We start from the raw sequence: 17,863 nt of genomic DNA, 5'->3' as shown, positions 1-17,863 counted from the left end.
ATCCTTGATGTACACACCGGGAATCAGATGAGCAAAAACATAAATCAAAAGACAGTCCGCAATTATCGTAATGATTTGTCTGCCGTAAACGGAAGGAGGCCTTTGGAGTCCGGCTGTCTCACTGGCCGCTGCCCTGCCTAACCAGCTCATCCACGGACCACGCCACGCACCAGGGATACTGGTTTTTCGTTTCCTGCGGAATCCAGTAGCAGCGGTCCGTTTTATTTTTATCGGGGTAAAACACATACATGAGCAGCTTCACTTCGCTGATATCATCGGTTTCGCCCGGACGGGGATTCGGGTAACGGACCGTACAGCCCATTTGAGATGAGAACTGGGTGGACACGTTCACTTCATACGTGTACATGAAGCTGGACCCTACACCGATCGAAAACACATCGCCGGGCGCCTTGCCCGCAGGCTTGCATTCAACGGATACGCTGTTGGAAACGGAGGTGATGGTTTTGCTGACTTTAATAAAATTTTCTTCGATTTTCATGGATTCCGACCAATTCACCGGCATACTGAACGAAAGCTGCTTATCCGCATAATCGGGCAGCGCCGTAAATCTTTGCACATAATTCTCGATGCGGTTCGGATCGGGCTGTTTCGGAAACGTGCTCAAGGATTTGCCTTTGCGGGCTTCGATGCTAAGATCCGATACGGAGAAAAGACTGAGCTGCACGCCCAGGTCGTTCTCCTGCCAATCCGCCAGTTTGTAGGTAAGCCTGGTTATGTTGGGCCGGATATACAAATGTGCAGCCGTTTTTTTGGTGGCAGACGGGTACAGTTCAATCGAAAATTCCTTGATGCTCTTCATTTCGGAAGTGACGGACCGCGTCCGCTCATAAGCGATCTTCAGCTCGCCGCCGAGACCTACAACCGGAACTTTGCCGCTAAAGTTGAGAGAAGCGCCGAATTTGTACTTCGCGGATACCGCCGCCTGCTCCTCCTTCGACCACTTGAACCGGAAGGAACAGATAGAATCTTTAAGCTCGGAGCCGTTCAGCACGTGGGGAGGGGGGCTTTCCACAACGCCCAGAAACGTAAGATGGTCATCGTTGGCCCAGTTCGTAAGCGTGTCCGTCAAGGTAAGCCGGTCGGAGCGGTATCGGCCTATTCCGAGATGTTTTTTCATACCGGAGCCGTCGAACGTCTGCGTAAACCAGATTTCCGACCGGATATGTCCCTCGTCCGTAGGTTTGAAAAACTGGAAAGCGTCCACATGGTGCCCGGAAGGCGTCGACATATGCCCCCAGTTCCGGGGAATGGGAGACGACCAGCGGCCCGAAGGGACGGAGTATTCGTATCTCCTGGCTTTGATGTCTTTCTCGGCTTTGCCGCTGACGAACATCTGAAGGACGCTGCCTGTACAGCCATTCTCGATAGAGCCCGGAACGATCGCGAAGTGGCTGACGTTTTCATCTTCCGCTATGGACTGCGGTTCAGTTACTTTCCGGGGCGGCGCATTCTCTTCGTGGTGCAGGAGCCACGTTTTTAAAGCTTCTTTTTTGCGGGGAATGACCGCCTTCGTATCCCGGCTTCTTTGAATGTAGCCGACCATGATCCGCACTTCGCCGCCGGGGTCCCGGTAGCTGCACGCCGCCGCATGAGTGACGTCCGCAATGCCGATTTCATCCGCCTTGCCGTCATTCGCGGGGCGTTGTTCACGGACATCAGTCCGCTCCCACGTCTGCCCTCCGTCATCCGTCCAGTTCAGCGCCAGCTTGCCGTCCGCACCGGAGCCGATGAGATACAAGCGGGTTCCGGCCGACACGGCTGCGAACCGGCTGTCCGTCCGAAGGCGCATGCGCTCGCTTAAGGTAAGAGCCGATGACCATTCGATCCCGTCCTGGGAGGTCATTTGGTGCAGCGCTCCCCTCTGATCCGCGTAAAACAGGTACAGGACGCCTTCATGCGCGCACGCCGCCAGAGCAGGTATCCAGCCTCCGCTGACCCCGTCGCCCCCATAGGCCACTTTGGTCAAATACTCGATACCGAGCGGCCCTTTCTTCTTGTTGGGGCTCTTAACGACTCTGACCATTTCTTGTTTATCATCATTGAGATAGGTTTCCATACAGACGAGATCCAGCAAATTCCCGTTCGTGTAAAAAAGATAAGCTTTATCGTTGAAAAACGTGCCGGCAGCCGGTCCGAGATTGGATGCCCTCGTATAAAACTCCTCAAAAGCATCGTGTTTGGTTTTGGCAGACATGGTCTCACTCCAGTGGTTAATAAGATGGCGTTCTTTTCCATGGACCACTATACCAAACCGAAATTTTTAAGAAAATTAACGAAAGTTAACGGAAAGAGAAGGATTTTAAAATTCCCGGAGACGGAAAAGCAAAAAGATCCCTTCCCGGAGGAAAGGATCTTTTTAAGGTGATTAATTGTTGGCGATAGTTTCCGGCGTCGTCAGCTTGTCGTAGAACTCGACGTACTTGTCCTTGTCCGCGGTGTTGCGGACAGCCATGGCTACGCGCGGGTGTTCGTTGAGCGTTCCGGCGACCATGTAAGGAATGATGTAGCCCCACTCCACTTTCTCGCGCATGGCGACCATGTGGCGTTCGATCAGGTCCAGGACGGGACGCACATCGTAACGCGGGTTTTTCAGGTAGCTGACGAGCAGCTCGGTGGTGCAGTTGCCTGCCGCGCGGCCCATGCCGAAGACGGAGGTGTCGAGGAATTCGACGCCTTTCTCGGCACCGATTACGGTGTTGGAGAACGCGAGTTGCATATTGTTATGCATATGAAGGCCCAGTTTCTTCTCGGGGAGAAGACGCTGGAATTTATTGACCATATAGTCGATATCCTTATGATTCATGCTGCCGTACGAATCGACGACGTATACCACGTCAACCGGGCTTTTGTTGATGAGCTCGAACGCTTCGTTGAGTTCGTTTTCCATCACGTGGGAGAGAGCCATGATGTTCAGCGTCGTTTCGTAGCCCATGTCGTGGAACTTTTGTACCAGCTGCAGACCCTTGTCCACATCTTTGATATAAGAAGCTACGCGGATCAGATCCAGCTGGCTCTGCTCGCGGGGGAGAATGTCGTTCTCGTCGACGCGGCCGATATCCACGAGCGCGGAAAGCTTCGTATCGTTTTTGGTAGGGATAACCTCACGCAGGAAATCCTCATTCAGAAAACGCCAAGGGCCCGCATTGTCGCTTTTCAGGAGCTTGGCCGAGTTTTTGTAACCGATCTCCATATATTCAACGCCGGCTGCGTTTAAGCCGCGATACATATCCTGAACAAATTCCACGCTAAAATCCCAATTGTTGACGAGTCCTCCGTCGCGTATCGTACAATCGAGAATTTTATGCTGATCGTGTTTCATTTCGGTACCCTCCAAAAGCCGCATACCGGCTCAACTTTTTGCTATATTATCACGCATCTGATAAGGGTTGTCAATCAATCGGCGCAATTGTCGGACAAACGAAAGAACTGACAGACGGTCAAATAAAAAAGCGGACTCCTAAGGGAATCCGCCTTTTTACAGGTTCCGGCGCCGCATGCCTTCTTTTGTAAGTCCGGGTTTACCGGACGAGGACAAGCTTCCCAATGAGTGGCAGCGGTCTCATTCTGCCGTCATGAGCGTTCCGGATCCCGATAAAAGCCAGCGCGAAGACGGAGATGTCCAGGGGAGGCATAAGCAGGTTCTCCACACCCGGAAGCAGCCCGAGCAGCAGATGCGCGAAAACCGCGTAGAGCAGGAGCAGCAGCCCCTGGTTCGCATGGTACATCGCGAATCTGGAATGCCTGGCAACCATCAGCGGCAGACAAAAAATCAGATAAGCGGACATGGCGGCGGATTTGTTGCTGTCGATATCAGAGGAATTGTGATTGTGCATACGCGGACACCTCACACTCAGAATCGAAAACATGAAGCCGGAGAAATTTCTGCTATACTTCTACTATAGAATATGCATACCCCGTTTGAAAAGGGATAGACGCAGGCTGGACACGGAAATGGAGGAATTTATTTGGAAAAAGCTTCGGTTCATATAAAAAAGGCGGGATACGGCGATTCCGGCGCGATTTTGCGGGATATCGACTTCCGTATCCTGGAGGGCCAGCTGATCGGTCTAATCGGGCCTAACGGCGCAGGCAAAAGCACGACCATCAAGAGCATGCTCGGCCTGCTGAAGGATGTCGAGGGGAACATCGAATTTGCCGACGGACGGGCTTCGGTGGCTTATGTGCCGGAGCAGCCGGTGCTGTACGAGGAGCTTACGCTGTGGGAGCACATGGAGCTTGCGGCGGCGGCCTACGGGCTGGAGCGCCCGGTCTTCGAGGAACGGGCGGAGGCGCTGTTGGCCCAGTTTAAGCTGTCGGGTGACCGGCACCGGCTGCCGGTGGCCTTCTCCAAAGGCATGCAGCAGAAGGTGATGCTCATCATCGGCTTCCTTAACCGGCCCTCCTTGTACATCGTCGACGAGCCGTTCATCGGACTGGACCCGAGGGCGACGAAGGACTTCCTGGAGCTGCTGCGGAAGGAGCGGGAGAGGGGAGCGGGCATTCTGATGAGCACCCACGTGCTCGATACCGCGGAGCGCATCTGCGACTCTTTCCTGCTGCTCAGCGAAGGGCGGATCGTAGCGCAGGGGACGCTGGACGAAGTGCGGCAGGAGTCGGGACTGCCGGACGGCACTCTCTTTGACTGCTTCCATGCGCTGGTCTGAGGAGGGGGAGAAGATGAACATGACACCGGCAAAATTATTCAAGCGAAGGCTGCTCGATGACTGGACCTACCAGTACCGCATTCTGCGTACGGCGGTAGACTGGACGGTGGCCGTGTATCTAATCGTTCCGGCCCTGATCTTCGCCTTCATTTATTATTCGGCGTGGTGGCGGACGCCGCCCGAATGGTTCGGCTATATCCCGGCATCGCTGGTCGCCGTTTTCTTGTATCTGTTCGCCTGGTCCGGCACCGTCCGCTTCTTCATCGAGGAAGCGGACCAGCTCTTCCTCGTGCGCAGCGAAGGCTGGATGCCCGCGATCAAGCGCCGCGGGCTCCTGTACTCGCTTGCGCTGCAGGCGCTGACGACGGCCCTGCTGGCCGGCGCTCTGCTGCCCCTGCTGCGCGCGGAAGGCTCGGGCGGCGCGCTGAAGCTTGCGGCCCTGTTCCTGGCCGTCTACGCGGCCAAGGTCAACCTGGGCCTGCTGCGCCAGCTTGCGGCGCTCGCCTGGGCGGGATGGAAGCGCGTGGCCGCTTCCATCGTGCTGTTCGCGGCAGGCTTTCTCATCTACTGGGCCTGCGTACAGTTGATTCTGGCGGGTGCTGCCGCGGGCTATCTCGCCGCGCCGCTCCTGCTTGCGGCCGCGGTTCCGCTCAGCCGCCGCCGTCTGCGGGCGGCGGGAGCGTTCTACCCCGACGTGCAGCGGGAGCGGGAGGCGAGGCTGAAGCTCGCCTCCCTGATGCTCCGCGGCATCGTCGAGGGCAAGAAGCCGCGGCAGCGCCGGGCTCCGCTGGTGCTGGGCCGCTCGCAGCGGGTGGTCCGCGGGACGGGCGCTTCGGCGGTTCTGGCCGATTCGCTCGTCAAATCGGTCCTCCGCCGGCCCGGCCAGTGGAAGCTGTACGCCCAGTTGACGGCTGTGCTCGCGTTCGCCGCATGGCGGCTTCCCGGTCCGATGCACGTCGTCCTGTGGGCCGTCGCCGCTTTCGTGCTGGCCTACTGGATGAAGTCGGTCGCGCGGGAAACGCTGGGCGCTTCCTTCTTCCGCATGTTCGCGTGGAGCGAAATCAGCAAGCAGGAGGCGCTCCGCAAAGCGTCGTTCGCTCTGGCCGTGCCCGGACTCGCGCTGATCGGGCTTGTCGCGGGCGGCAGCATCTCGCTGCCGCTGGGGATTGCCGCTCTTGTGCTTTCCGTGCCCGCCGCGTATGCGGCCGCTTTTCTGGTGACCATCTGGTATTAAACGCCAGGGTTTGGCGAACACTAAGGGCGACCGGCAAGCGTGCGTCCCGGGTAGAAAGCTCGGTAGGAAGAGCGCACGGCGGATCTGACAGCACCGGAAAGGATGCCTTATGAGCGACACACCGATATTTTTCGAATTTCCGCAGGAACGGGATATGCGGCTTGCTTATGATACGTTGTTTGAGCTGGGCTACCGGCCGGGCGTCAATGCTTCGGAAGGGAAGTCTACGCTGCACATCCATGTGGAAGGGCAAGACCTTGCTTCCGCCATGCAGATCGCCCAGGCCCACGCGGGTGAGCTGATCGACGCGCCGCCTGCCGCCGAGGTCAGTTACAGCGAACCGCAGGCTTATGCAGCGGCGTACGATCTCGACACGATCCGGATCCCCGCTCACTTGATCCAGGATCCGGAGGAGGACGCGCCGGAAGGGACCCTGGCTGCTGTGCATAATGGGAACGGAATCGGCAGCGTTCCGGACGCTTTTACCGGTGCGGCGGGTGCGGATACCGACGGCTCGTACGAGGAGCCGCAGCGGCAGTTTGACCCGTCCGACGACGATCTGGACCGGTTCTCGGCCGGGATTCATTTATGAGACGGAGCTGCCCTGCGGGTCCCGGCTGTCCGCCGGACGCCCCGCGAGTTCTTGGCGCATAACAGAGGCGGAGCGCCCCATGAGGATGGTCGCTGCATGGTCTCGTCCTCCTGTTGTTATTCAGCGGCAGCGGATACCGGCAGGAATACAGCCGATCCGCGGCAGCCTGAACTCCTTTCGCCAGAACGACAAAAAAACCAGCCTCTCCGGAAGGAGGAGTTGGTTTTTTTGGTTTAGACGGGGCGGTAGTGTCCTGTCCCGTTTGTTCAGCGCTTGGCTGTGCGATGTCATCCGGCCTGGCGGGCGGCTTCGAAGCACCCGCTTTGCGCGGAAACAGGCTGCATTTTACAGGGAGGCAGCTTCCTGCTTCCATCGGCAGCCCGCAAGAGAATAAGCTGCCGGAAGTCCTTCTCGATTCCCGAAAGACTCATGGGTGACGAATGGAACGGCACCGTACGTCCGATTTTCTCCGCTTTTCGTGCCCCATCGCAGCCGGTTAACGGCGATTCCTTATTCCTTATGCCGCAGTCCCGTCTCTTAAACAGTCACTTCCTCCGCCCGCATAGCCGCATGCTTGCCCGCCGTATAGCCCGTGGCGAAAGCCGCCGTAATGTTGTAGCCGCCCGTATACCCGTGAATATCCAGAACCTCGCCGCAAAAAAACAGGCCCTCCGTCAGCTTGGATTCCATCGTTTTGGGATCGATTTCTTTCAAGTTCACGCCTCCGCCGGTGACGAAGGCTTCCTCGATCGACAAGGTTCCGTTAACGCGGAGAGGGAAAGCTTTCAGGAGCTTGCTCAGCTCCATCCAGTTCTGCTTGGGCAGGTTGGCGTGGGTGAGCGCTTCGTCCAGCTCCGCTTTCCGGAGCAGCAGGGGAACGAGACGCTCGGAGACGGCGCCCTTCAGCACGTTCTTGATCGCCCGTTTCGGTTCGGCCGCGGCGAGCGCCAGCGTCTGTTCGAACACTTCCTCCGTACTCTGATCGGGGAACAGGTCGATAGTGAGCTCGACGCTGTCCTTCTGCGACTTGCGGAGTTCCTTGACGACGAACTGGCTGCAGCGCAGCGAGATGGGGCCCGAGATCCCGAAATGCGTAAAAATCATATCGCCTTGATGGGTAATCAGCTTCTTGCCCTTGGCGTTCCATACGGTAAGCGCCGCATTGCGCAGCGACAAGCCCTGCAGCTCCCGGTTTTTGATAAAAGGCTCAGCCGAAGTGAGCGGCACTTCCGTAGGGAAAAGCTCGGTAATGGTATGACCGGCCGCCTCCGCCCAAGCATAGCCGTCGCCCGTCGAACCCGTGTGAGGCACGGACTTGCCGCCGGAAGCGACGATCACGCATTTGCCCCGCAGCGTTTCCCCGGTTTGCAGCCGCACGCCGGTCGTCCGCCCGTCCTCGTAAAGCACGCGGTCTACGGAGCAGTGGGTCCGGATGGTTACGCCTTGGCCGCGCACTTGGCGGATCAGCGTATCTACGACGGTTTTGGCTTTATCGGAAACGGGGAACATGCGCCCGTTGTCTTCCTCTTTCAGCCGGATGCCGAGATTTTCAAAGAAAGCGATAATATCCTGGTTGTTGAAATGAGAGAAGGCGCTGTATAAAAAACGGCCGTTGCCGGGAATGTGCCGGATGAGTTCGTCCATTTCCTTATTATTTGTGACGTTGCAGCGTCCGCCGCCCGAAATTCCGAGCTTCCGGCCCAATTTGTCGCCTTTGTCCAACAGAAGCACGCTGGCTCCGTCCGCGCTTGCGGCGACGCCGGCCATAAGACCCGCCGAACCGCCGCCGATAATAATGACATCGTAAATCATGTAGTTGTAAACTCCCTGAACCTTCGAATTTTATTCGATCATATCACGGATCGTCCGCTTTTCAAACCGGTAGGGATCGCGCCTTGGAAGGGTGTATGGAGGCCAAATTGGAAGGGACCGGCGGGAGATCAGGGAAGGGGCGAACCGTCGCAGTCTCCGCGGCGAGCCGGGGAACGAAGAGACCGTCCAGCTTTCTCTCTTTTCTTATTATATAGGTCAGCTTAAAATGGCAGCTCAGGATGGGGGCAGTTCGTGAACGTAGGTACCGATCCACGACCGGCTGTAATGCTCCCGGACCCGGATGACCAGCTTGTCCGGATATACCTGGACAAGAAGACTCTCGCTCTTAGCCGGTTTTACCGGCTTTTGATGGAAATCAAGCACTTTCCGGACCGAGGAGGATCCGATGGAGAGAAAGCCGGTCGGGACTGCCTGACCGCCAAGACTCCAGTCGTAATGGGAGTGGCCGGAGAAAAGAACGGCCTGCGGATACTCCGTCATTACGCGGCGGAACGCCTTATAGTCCGTTACGCCCCGCTCCTGCCCGGAGCCTTTCAGCGTATGGACAAGAGGCTGGTGCAGGAAGACGAAGACCGGCCTGCCGGGGTGCGTCCGGGAAGCCTCGGACAAGCGCCCGCCGAGCCAGTTCATCTGCTCCGCCGACAAGTAAGCGTCCTCCCGGGCATCTTTGACGACGTCCCGGTAGCCTTCTCCGCTGAGGAAGATGAACGTGTATCCGGCCATCTCCGCCGCATGGTAAGGCTTCTCGTAGCCGAAGCAGCGCGTGAACAATCCGACCGCCTCGCGTGTGGACCAGAACGGATTGAGCCGGCTCGTATCGATAGAGCCGAACGGCGTACGCCACATCCGGTAATACTCGTGATTGCCCATTGTCGCATGAAGAGGCGGATGGGGCATGGCGTTCAGCACCGCTGCCAGCGCGTTGTAGTCCGCCGGATTGCCGTCGGTCAAGTCGCCGTTCAGCACCATCATGCCGCTGTCCGGCGCTAGAGCCGCATGATCCAGTAAAGCCGTCCGCAGGAGATCCTGCGACAGTTTGTCGTGCGCCTCGATGTGAATGTCGCTCAGCACGGAGAACGTCAGCAGCGCCCGGGGCGTCTCTAACGGGGAAGCCGTCCGTCCGCCGTCCGCTCCGGCTCCGGCTTGCTGCCCGGAGTGCTGCGGTGGCGCTGCGGCAAGCAAAGCTTCTGCCGCAGGCACCGTCTGCCGGCCCGGCGGCAGAAGGCAGACGGCTGTGCAGCAGGCCAGAAAAACCGCGGCGGCACGCTGAAAATGTTTCACGGCACTACACCTCCGTCTCCATTGTCAGGATCATTTGGGTTAGTGTTCCTTGCCGCCTGTTTTTTATGCGTACGACCCGGGCCGGAGCCCGGTTATCCTGAGGTCGGATATCGGCCCCGACTTAGGTCCAGGACCAAAAACCGCCGCGAGTCCGTTTTGGCGAATGCCGCTGTCGACTAGAATAAAGACATAAGACAACGACAACGAAAGGCGGTGACGCAAAAAGATGAAACGCAATCCTAACATGGGCCTGGCGATCGTGCTGATCGCATTCGGAGCCTGGCTGATTCTCGGCAAACTGGGCATTCACCTGGGTCCGATTATGAGTTACCTGATTCCGATCGGCATGATCGTGGTCGGCTACTTCGGGATTCAGAGAGGCAGCAAGCTGGGATGGGTAATCGCCCTCCTCGGTATCTTCGCCCTTCTAGGCAAAATGACGACATTGTTCATTATCCTGATCGCTGTCGCCATGATCGCGTTCGGTGTATCGATGCTGAAAGGCACGTCCAATTCCTAAGCCCAAGACGCTGATAAAAGAAGGTGGTAAATACAATGAGCATTCTGAAACGAATTCGTGATATAACGGTAGCAACGCTGAACGAGCGGCTGGAAGAAAGCGAAGATCCCATTCGCCTGATCGACCAATATCTCTCGGCCAAGAGAGAGCAGCTCATGCAAAGCGAGCGTTTGTATCAACAGTGTACGGCGCATGCTTCCTCGCTGAGACAACAATACTTAAGTGCACTGGAAACGAAAGAGAAACGCGAGCAGCAGGCCGCACTCGCCCTGAAAGCGGGCGAAGAGAATATGGCCCGCCTGATCCTTCACGAGAAGCTTCAGGCCGAAGAGCGCAGCGACCAGTACCGCGGCCTCTACGAGCAGGCCGGACAGTCGGCCGCCGAGCTGGAAGAAGAGCTTCAGGCCATGCGCGCCGATTACCAGGAAGTGCTCGACAAGCGGGGCTACTACATGGCCCGCATGGAGTCGGCGAGGCTGCAGCAGCGGCTGAACTCGCGCCTGGGTTACGGAGACGGTTCCTCGTCGCCCCGCATGTTTTACCGGATGGAAGAGCACGTATCCGATATGGAGATGCAGGCACACGTCCTTCGCGACCTGCGCCGTACAACCCGGGAGGGCGGCTCCGAGAACTCGAATCCGGTTTTAGAGAAGGAGCTTGAGGCGCTGCGCCGCAAGATTAACCGGGAGGAGTCATAATACATGAGAAAACTATACCGCTCGCGCACCGACAAGAAAGTAACGGGACTTTGCGGCGGACTTGCGGAAGTGTTGAACGTCGATGCAACCCTGCTGCGGCTGCTCACAGTCGTCGCGGTGTTCATCACCAGCGGTTCGCTGATCCTGCTTTACTTCATCGCCAGCTTTATCGTTCCGAAGGAACCGGGCTTCGACCCACCGCGCGGTCCTTACGGACCGGGTCCGTACGGCGGAGACTCCTACGGTCCTTACGGCAACGCCAACAACAATAACTACGGCGGCTCTTACGGCGGCAACCAGGCTTACAACGGCTGGAACGGCAAAGAGGCTAAACACGGCAGACAGCAGTCCGCCGCAGGCTCCTCTTTCGGAGCGCCGAAGGCTGACAATATTGATGAAATGATGAAAGATATCGAGAAAAAAGCGATGCAGCGCGAAATCGAAGAGCTTCGCGGCAAACTCGACCGCTTGGAAAAGCAACAAAAACCAACTAATAACGATTCCAAAGGAGATGTATAAACATGGGAGTTTTTTCGAGAATTAAAGATATGACTAAGGCGTCTATTCACGAGGTATTGGATAAAGTCGAAGATCCGGTCGTTATGCTCAACCAGTATATCCGCGACATGGAAGAAGAAATCGCGAAAGCGGAAGTGACCGTGGCGAAGCAAATCGCCAACGAGCGCAAGCTGAAACAGCGCCTGGAAGAAAGCGTACGCCTGTCCGCCGACCGTGAAGGCAGAGCGGCAGCCGCGCTGAAAGACGGCGAGGAGCAAGCGGCACGCCAAGCGCTTGAGGAAAAACTGTACCACGACGAGAAAATCGCCGAGTATACCGATCTTCACGAAGCTTCCAAAGGTCATGCGTCTGAACTGACTCAGCAGCTTCACGACATGAAAGACGAGTATTACAAGCTGCGCAACAAGCGCAATGAGCTTGTGGCCCGCACTCAGCTGGCCAAAGCGAAAAAACAAATGGCGCAAGTGAGCTATAACGGCGTGATCGAAAGCGGAAATGCCTCTAGAGGTTTCCAGCGCATCGAAGAGAAAATCATCCAGCTGGAAGTGGAAGCGGAAATCGCCCGCAAGCCTTACGTACCGGCGTCCGGTTACAGCAGCGTGTCGAGCTACAATCCGTCCGATTCCGCCAAGCAGGCCAAAGTCGACGAGCAGCTCCAGCAGTTGAAGAACAAAATCGGCGGTACGAAAGCCGAGAAGTAATCGGCTTCGCAGAAGCCTTATGACTGACCGGCAGGCGCCGGAATTCAGAGCAGGAATTCCGCGCCGCCTCCGGCCGGTTCTTGCCGCAATAAGCGGCACCTCTTGCAGCTATACCTGACCTTGCCTTCGGAGATCGGACTCCGGAGGCTTTTTTTCTGTCCGCTCCCTGGTTGATTGACCAATCATGCGACGCGGCTCCGCAGGTGACAAGAGCGAATTGCCCTCCAACGCGGTGCGCATACTACGGAAAAGAAAGGAGATGAACCTCGAATGGCTAAATCCAACAATTCCAAAGAGCAGGATATTCACGAAAAAGAAAATAAACAACGCAAAAGCACCCCGTCCGAATCCGGCGGCGTCGACAAAAAACTGAACGGGCCGAATTTTCCCGCGACGTAGCGGCATTTAGGGTCTTGCGGACGCCATGGATCTTATACAGCCCCTTTGCTTTCTTTTCCCCCGATTGTATAATGGAATGGAAAAGAAAATGTCCATGACATTGATCACAGGGGAGTGAACCGATTATGGTGATGTCTTTTGACTCATATATGAGAGACATGGTACAACCAATGCGTGAGGATCTGACCCGCATCGGCGTGAAGGAACTTCTGACGCCCGAGCAGGCAGCGGAAACGCTGGAGAATTCGGAAGGAACGCTGCTGCTCGTTATCAACTCCGTTTGCGGCTGCGCGGCGGGCCAATGCCGTCCAGGCGTTGCCAAAGCTCTGCAGAACGAAGTGAAGCCGGATCACCTGTACACCGTTTTCGCCGGTCAGGAGAAAGAAGCGACGGCTAAAGCCCGCGAATATCTGGCGCCTTATCCGCCTTCGTCGCCTTCGATCGCGCTGTTTAAAGACGGCCAACTGGTGCATTTTATCCAGCGCCACCAAATCGAAGACCGTTCCGCCGACATGATTGCCGGCGATCTGACGGATGCCTTCGAAAAGTACTGCAAATAAGAACGAGGCCGTTAACCGGTCCGTTCTCAATAAAGCAAGCTCCTGCGGCCGTCTTTGGACGGAAGCGGGGGCTTTTTTCTTGTCCCCGGGAGGGCTTCGCGCGGCGTACGGCTTAAATTAGTCATATGGCCCTAACACGTTGAGCATATCAGACTATAGCCCGGCCCGGAGGAATTGAGTAAAGTTTTAATATAAAGAGAGCGTTTCCAAGATGTGGGGATCGGGAAACGTCCGTGGACGTGAGTGTAAAACGAACAGCTGAATCCGGAAGCGGGCATGATTTTTTCATGTGGCCCGGAGGAGGTGATTGAGCGGATAAAAGTCGGGATGAGCGGCGCAAGTATAAACGGCGGCAGGACGCTGATTACAAAGCGGCGGAATGAAGCAAGCAAAAGGAGGTTTTTTGAAAGCGTTTACTAAAGATCGAAAAGATCGTCCACTCAAACGAGGAAGAAGGGAAATAAATGAAAAGCAACAAAAAAATTAAAATGACCTGGCTGGGTTTCTTTGCGCTTCTGCTGGCGCTGCTCCCTCTGTTCAACACGGGCGCGGGCAGGGCTTCTGCGGCCGAACCGGCCAAAATCGTCGGGTATTTTACCTCCTGGGGGATTTACGGCCGCAATTATCAAGTTAAAGATATCGACGGCTCCAAATTGACTCATTTGAATTATGCCTTTGCGGACATTTGCTGGGGCGGGGTGCACGGCAACAATTCGACCGACAGCCCTAACAAGCAGACGTGGTCTTGTACGGATTCACATGTGCCTCTGCAATCCAAATCCGTCCCTAACGGAACGATTGTGCTTGGAGAGCCGTGGGCGGACGTAAATACGCCGTACGCCGGCTACTCGTACGAGGAGTGCGACCAGAAGGCGCTTTGCGGCAACTTTGCGGGTCTGCGTGACCTCAAGAAAAAGAACCCGTCGCTCAAAACGCTCATCTCCGTGGGCGGATGGACTTGGTCCAACCGTTTCTCCGATGTGGCGGCCAACGCGACTACGCGCGAAACTTTCGCCAATTCCGCTGTCGAGTTTATCCGCACGTACGGTTTTGACGGTGTGGATCTGGACTGGGAGTATCCCGTAGCGGGCGGCCTGTCCGGCAACACCTACAGCCCTGCGGATAAGCAGAACTACACGCTTCTGCTCAAAAAAGTCCGCGAGAAATTGGACGCGGCCGGAACTGCTGACGGCAAGAAATACCTCTTGACCATCGCATCCGGCGCCAGCCAGAAGTATGCGAACAACACGGAGCTGTCCGAGATCGCCAAAACCGTCGATTGGATCAACATCATGACGTACGATTTCCACGGCGGCTGGGAAAAGTCGACCAACCATAACGCGGCGCTTTATCCGGATCCGAACGATCCGTCCACGGGCGAAATCAAGAAGTTCAACACGAGCGACGCGATCGACATTTACTTTCAGTCGGGCGTTCCGGCCAACAAGCTGGTGCTCGGTCTTCCTTTCTACGGCAAGGGCTGGAAGGGCTGCCCTCCGGGTCCGAACAATGACGGCCAGTACCAGACCTGCGTAGGGGGCTGGGACGGCAGCGTTCTGCCGACCGGTACTTGGGACGACTGGGCGTCCGGAAACAGCGGCACGTTCGATTACGGCGACATCATGGCCAACTATGTGAACAAGAACGGCTTCACCCGCTACTGGAACGACACGACCAAAACGCCTTATCTGTTCAACCCGACGAGCGGCACGTTCATCTCCTATGAAGACACGCAATCCATTGCCGCCAAAACGGCTTACATCAAAAGCAAAGGCCTGGCCGGCGCGATGTTCTGGGAAACCAGCTCCGACTGCCGCACGAGCCCGAAATTCTCCTGCACCACCAAGCTGCTCGATAAAGTAGCCGCCGATCTTCTGAGCCCAGTAATACCGGATACACAGGCTCCGACAGCGGTTACGAATCTGGTTTCCACGGGCAAAACATCGACCAGCGTAACCTTGAGCTGGACGGCCGCGACGGATAACGTGGGCGTAGCAGGATACGAAGTGTCCTACGGCACGACGAAAGTCAATGTGACGGGAACCACCGCCAACATCACGGGCCTGACGGCAAATACCGCTTATACGTTCACCGTAAAAGCGAAAGACGCGGCAGGCAACGTATCCGCACCGGCTTCCGTAACCGTCACGACGGACGGCGGAACGACAACCCCGGATACGCAAGCTCCGACAGCGGTCACGAACCTCGTCTCTACCGGTAAAACATCGACCAGCGCAGCTCTTAGCTGGACAGCGGCGACGGATAACGTAGGCGTTACGGGCTATGACGTCACATACGGCGCGAAGACCGTCTCCACGACGGCGACAAGCCTCAACGTGACCGATCTTACACCGAACACAGCCTATACGTTCACGGTCAAAGCCAAGGATGCGGCGGGCAACATATCCGCTCCGGCTTCCGTCACGGTTACCACGGACCCAGCGACGAACCCGGGCTCTCCAGTTCAGCCGACCTTCACGGTAACGAGCGATTGGGGAACGGGCTACAACTTCAGTTTCTCCATCAAGAACACGGGAACGACCCCGATCACGAACTGGAAGTTGGAATTCGACTATGCGGGAAGCATCACATCCGTCTGGGATGCATCCATTGTCAGTTCCGCCAATAACCATTTCGTGATCAAAGGCGCAGGCTGGAACAACACGCTTCAGCCCGGAGCTACCGTTACTTTCGGAGGCGCGGGACTTGTCAAAGCCCAACCGACGAACATTGTGGTAACAGGCAGCTAATCCGCTGCGGATTTTGAAGTGAGGTAATCTGACATGAAAAACCGTCCCGGCCATCCTTTTGGTGGTTGGGGCGGTTTTCTTTGTGGTAAGATAAGTTCAAACCTTAGGTGTGGAGAAGGAGGATTTTTTTAATGAGCCTGCAGCAGGAAATTATCAAAGAACTTGGCGTTAAACCGCAGATCGACGTTCAGGAAGAAATCCGCAGACGCGTAGATTTCCTGAAGCAGTATGTAAAATCGGCTGGCGTATCCGGTCTGCTGATTGCCATCAGCGGGGGCATCGACAGCGCCGTTGCCGCCGGTTTGTGCAAAATAGCGACGGACGAGCTGACGGAAGAGAGCGGCAAAGAGTATAAGACAGTCGGCGTCTTCCAGCCGTACGGGACACAAGAGGATATTCATGACAGCTACGCGACGGCAGAAGCGTTCAACCTCAAATACCGCATGGAAACCAATATCGAAGAAGCGGTGAACGAGATCGCGCTCGAAGTCGAGTTCGGTCTGAAAAATGCGGGCGACTCCCGCCATATGAGTAAAGAAGGCAAGGGCAACGTGAAGGCGAGAACACGGATGGTCGTGCAGTATGCCATCGCTTTCGAAATGAACCTGCTCGTCGTCGGTACGGATCATGCTTCCGAGGCGATTACGGGCTTCTTTACGAAGTGGGGCGACGGCGCCGTCGATATCACTCCTCTCAGCTCTCTCAACAAACGTCAAGTACGCGCTCTGGCGGCCGAACTGGGCGTTCCGGACAGTGTGCTGCATAAAGCTCCGACTGCCGGACTGTGGGAAGGACAGACAGACGAGAAGGAACTTGGAGTCAGCTACGAGGACAACAGCGACTATCTGGAAGGCAAAGCGATCGATCCGGGCGCCGCGGAAAAACTCGAGAAGCATTATATGAAAACGAGACATAAGCGCAACAGCATTCCCGGTATTTAAATCCGAGCGTTCAGGCGGAAACATGCCTGGCATTCGGAGACATGTTCTTTTTCGGGAAAAAAGATAAAGAAGCGGAGGAGCGGAGCTCTTTCGCTTCTTTTGTGTATGCCAGTGCTGCGATTTTACCGGAGGACGGCAGGGGAATTCCGTTTCCTCTTTTTCCGGAGCGCGGTAAACTGCGCACTGATCAGCCAGAGCCGTAATTAATACAGATCCTGCCGTCCGAGGGAGCGGTCAGGCGAAGCGTAGCCAATGCCCGGAGCGGAACAGTACGGTACGGCTGGATGTGCAGGCTGACTGTTTTATCTTTGCATATAGAAGGCGCGTCCAGGCTTGACCTCGTGGAATGGCCATGCCACAATCAGGCAAGGTGAACGAAACGGAAAAAAAGGATGAGTAACGGAGGCGTACACATGATTATCGGAATCGGAATGGACATGGTTGATATCGCCCGTGTAGCAGGATTGCTGCGGGAAGAGAGCGGAGATCGGTTCATGCGGAGAATTTTAACCGAAGAAGAACAGCAGCTTGCAGCCGGGAAAAAAGGCAGGCTTGCCGAGTTTACGGCAGGGCGTTTTGCCGCGAAAGAGGCCGTGGTCAAAGCGTTGGGATGCGGAATCGGCCGCCAGGCGGGTTTTCATGACGTCAGCGTCCTTCCGGACGAGTCGGGCAAGCCCCATTGTTTCCTATCCGAGAGGACGAGGCAAAGGCTGGGGCTCGGACAGGACGTTGTCATTCATTTGAGCATTACGCACACGGATACGATGGCGGCGGCCTACGCGGTTGTCGAGCGGCCTTAGCCCGGAAAAGGCCGGAAGGCGGATACACTCACGGTTACGGGGCGTTATGAAGGCGCATCGGAAGATGAGCGGGCCTGCTCAATAGCGCACGTCAGGTATGCGGCGAATCGCCATCAAGCGGAAGTGCCAAGAAGGCGTACAGGGTAAGCCGGCATTCGGAGGATAAAACGCGAAGGGTAAATGAAAGTCCGCAGTCGCGGTCAAACGCGAACGGTAAGCGAAAGGGACTGCTATAGAACAGCAAGCGAAAAGGAGAGCTGTAGAACGGCAAACGAACCGGAGAGCTACAATCTGGCGCCCTCCTGGGTGCAGCCCGTGTGCGCTGCCAAAGTGGGCCGATGCAGCGCTGC

17 protein-coding genes are annotated in these 17,863 nt (G+C 56.5%); 12 read left to right on the top strand and 5 right to left on the bottom strand.

Annotation, left to right across the window (positions count from 1 at the left end):
* Nucleotides 1-118: 118 nt before the first annotated feature.
* The 3 genes from ABH899_RS21980 to ABH899_RS21970 all read right to left on the bottom strand — a co-directional run bounded on the left by ABH899_RS21980 (nt 119) and on the right by ABH899_RS21970 (nt 3,854).
* Nucleotides 119-2,215, bottom strand: a complete 2,097-nt coding sequence (locus tag ABH899_RS21980) for a hypothetical protein (RefSeq protein ID WP_370000567.1) — start codon at nt 2,213-2,215, stop codon at nt 119-121.
* A 171-nt stretch (nt 2,216-2,386) separates the two neighbouring features.
* The gene (locus tag ABH899_RS21975) at nt 2,387-3,340 is read right to left on the bottom strand and encodes an aldolase catalytic domain-containing protein (RefSeq protein WP_009676343.1); all 954 of its coding nucleotides are present in this window, start codon (nt 3,338-3,340) and stop codon (nt 2,387-2,389) included.
* A gap of 199 nt (nt 3,341-3,539) precedes the next feature.
* Entirely contained in the window at nt 3,540-3,854 is a 315-nt protein-coding gene (locus ABH899_RS21970) for a hypothetical protein (RefSeq protein ID WP_009676312.1), read from the bottom strand.
* 132 nt (nt 3,855-3,986) lie between these two features.
* Here ABH899_RS21970 and ABH899_RS21965 point away from each other — a divergent pair, with 132 nt between their 5' ends.
* The 3 genes from ABH899_RS21965 (at nt 3,987) to ABH899_RS21955 (ending at nt 6,511) form a co-directional block, all read left to right on the top strand.
* Complete coding sequence (locus tag ABH899_RS21965) at nt 3,987-4,685, top strand: ABC transporter ATP-binding protein (RefSeq protein WP_218231501.1); 699 nt, start codon at nt 3,987-3,989, stop codon at nt 4,683-4,685.
* Between the two features lie 13 nt (nt 4,686-4,698).
* Complete coding sequence (locus tag ABH899_RS21960; RefSeq protein ID WP_370000564.1) at nt 4,699-5,919, top strand: ABC transporter permease; 1,221 nt, start codon at nt 4,699-4,701, stop codon at nt 5,917-5,919.
* Nucleotides 5,920-6,028: 109 nt separating this feature from the next.
* A complete protein-coding gene (locus ABH899_RS21955; protein ID WP_370000562.1) occupies nt 6,029-6,511 on the top strand; it encodes a hypothetical protein in 483 nt (160 codons plus the stop codon).
* A gap of 537 nt (nt 6,512-7,048) precedes the next feature.
* On the opposite strand, the gene ABH899_RS21950 is transcribed toward ABH899_RS21955, so the two are convergent.
* Both ABH899_RS21950 and ABH899_RS21945 read right to left on the bottom strand, forming a co-directional pair.
* Complete coding sequence (locus ABH899_RS21950) at nt 7,049-8,323, bottom strand: BaiN/RdsA family NAD(P)/FAD-dependent oxidoreductase (protein WP_370000560.1); 1,275 nt, start codon at nt 8,321-8,323, stop codon at nt 7,049-7,051.
* Nucleotides 8,324-8,557: 234 nt separating this feature from the next.
* Nucleotides 8,558-9,625: a metallophosphoesterase family protein gene (locus tag ABH899_RS21945; RefSeq protein WP_370000558.1), complete on the bottom strand. Its 1,068-nt coding sequence runs from the start codon at nt 9,623-9,625 to the stop codon at nt 8,558-8,560.
* Nucleotides 9,626-9,851: 226 nt separating this feature from the next.
* Here ABH899_RS21945 and ABH899_RS21940 point away from each other — a divergent pair, with 226 nt between their 5' ends.
* The 9 genes from ABH899_RS21940 (at nt 9,852) to acpS (ending at nt 17,513) form a co-directional block, all read left to right on the top strand.
* Nucleotides 9,852-10,145 (top strand): LiaF transmembrane domain-containing protein, encoded by a 294-nt coding sequence (locus ABH899_RS21940; protein WP_009676300.1) that lies wholly within the window; start codon nt 9,852-9,854, stop codon nt 10,143-10,145.
* 35 nt (nt 10,146-10,180) lie between these two features.
* Nucleotides 10,181-10,843, top strand: a complete 663-nt coding sequence (locus ABH899_RS21935) for a PspA/IM30 family protein (protein WP_370000555.1) — start codon at nt 10,181-10,183, stop codon at nt 10,841-10,843.
* A gap of 3 nt (nt 10,844-10,846) precedes the next feature.
* Nucleotides 10,847-11,362 (top strand): PspC domain-containing protein, encoded by a 516-nt coding sequence (locus ABH899_RS21930; RefSeq protein ID WP_009676341.1) that lies wholly within the window; start codon nt 10,847-10,849, stop codon nt 11,360-11,362.
* A 2-nt stretch (nt 11,363-11,364) separates the two neighbouring features.
* Complete coding sequence (locus tag ABH899_RS21925; RefSeq protein WP_009676348.1) at nt 11,365-12,063, top strand: PspA/IM30 family protein; 699 nt, start codon at nt 11,365-11,367, stop codon at nt 12,061-12,063.
* A 270-nt stretch (nt 12,064-12,333) separates the two neighbouring features.
* The gene (locus ABH899_RS21920; RefSeq protein ID WP_370000553.1) at nt 12,334-12,462 is read left to right on the top strand and encodes a hypothetical protein; all 129 of its coding nucleotides are present in this window, start codon (nt 12,334-12,336) and stop codon (nt 12,460-12,462) included.
* A gap of 125 nt (nt 12,463-12,587) precedes the next feature.
* Nucleotides 12,588-13,022: a BrxA/BrxB family bacilliredoxin gene (locus ABH899_RS21915; RefSeq protein ID WP_009676320.1), complete on the top strand. Its 435-nt coding sequence runs from the start codon at nt 12,588-12,590 to the stop codon at nt 13,020-13,022.
* A 488-nt stretch (nt 13,023-13,510) separates the two neighbouring features.
* Complete coding sequence (locus ABH899_RS21910; RefSeq protein WP_483312623.1) at nt 13,511-15,772, top strand: glycosyl hydrolase family 18 protein; 2,262 nt, start codon at nt 13,511-13,513, stop codon at nt 15,770-15,772.
* 131 nt (nt 15,773-15,903) lie between these two features.
* On the top strand, nt 15,904-16,713 hold the full coding sequence (nadE, locus tag ABH899_RS21900; RefSeq protein WP_370000550.1) for an ammonia-dependent NAD(+) synthetase: 810 nt from the start codon (nt 15,904-15,906) through the stop codon (nt 16,711-16,713).
* A gap of 413 nt (nt 16,714-17,126) precedes the next feature.
* Nucleotides 17,127-17,513: a holo-ACP synthase gene (gene acpS / locus ABH899_RS21895; protein WP_370000548.1), complete on the top strand. Its 387-nt coding sequence runs from the start codon at nt 17,127-17,129 to the stop codon at nt 17,511-17,513.
* Nucleotides 17,514-17,863: the final 350 nt, after the last annotated feature.

The sequence above is a fragment of the Paenibacillus sp. RC84 genome (genome assembly GCF_041260495.1).
Classification (GTDB): Bacteria; Bacillota; Bacilli; order Paenibacillales; family NBRC-103111; genus Paenibacillus_F.
This window is presented reverse-complemented; position numbering and strand designations above follow the sequence as displayed.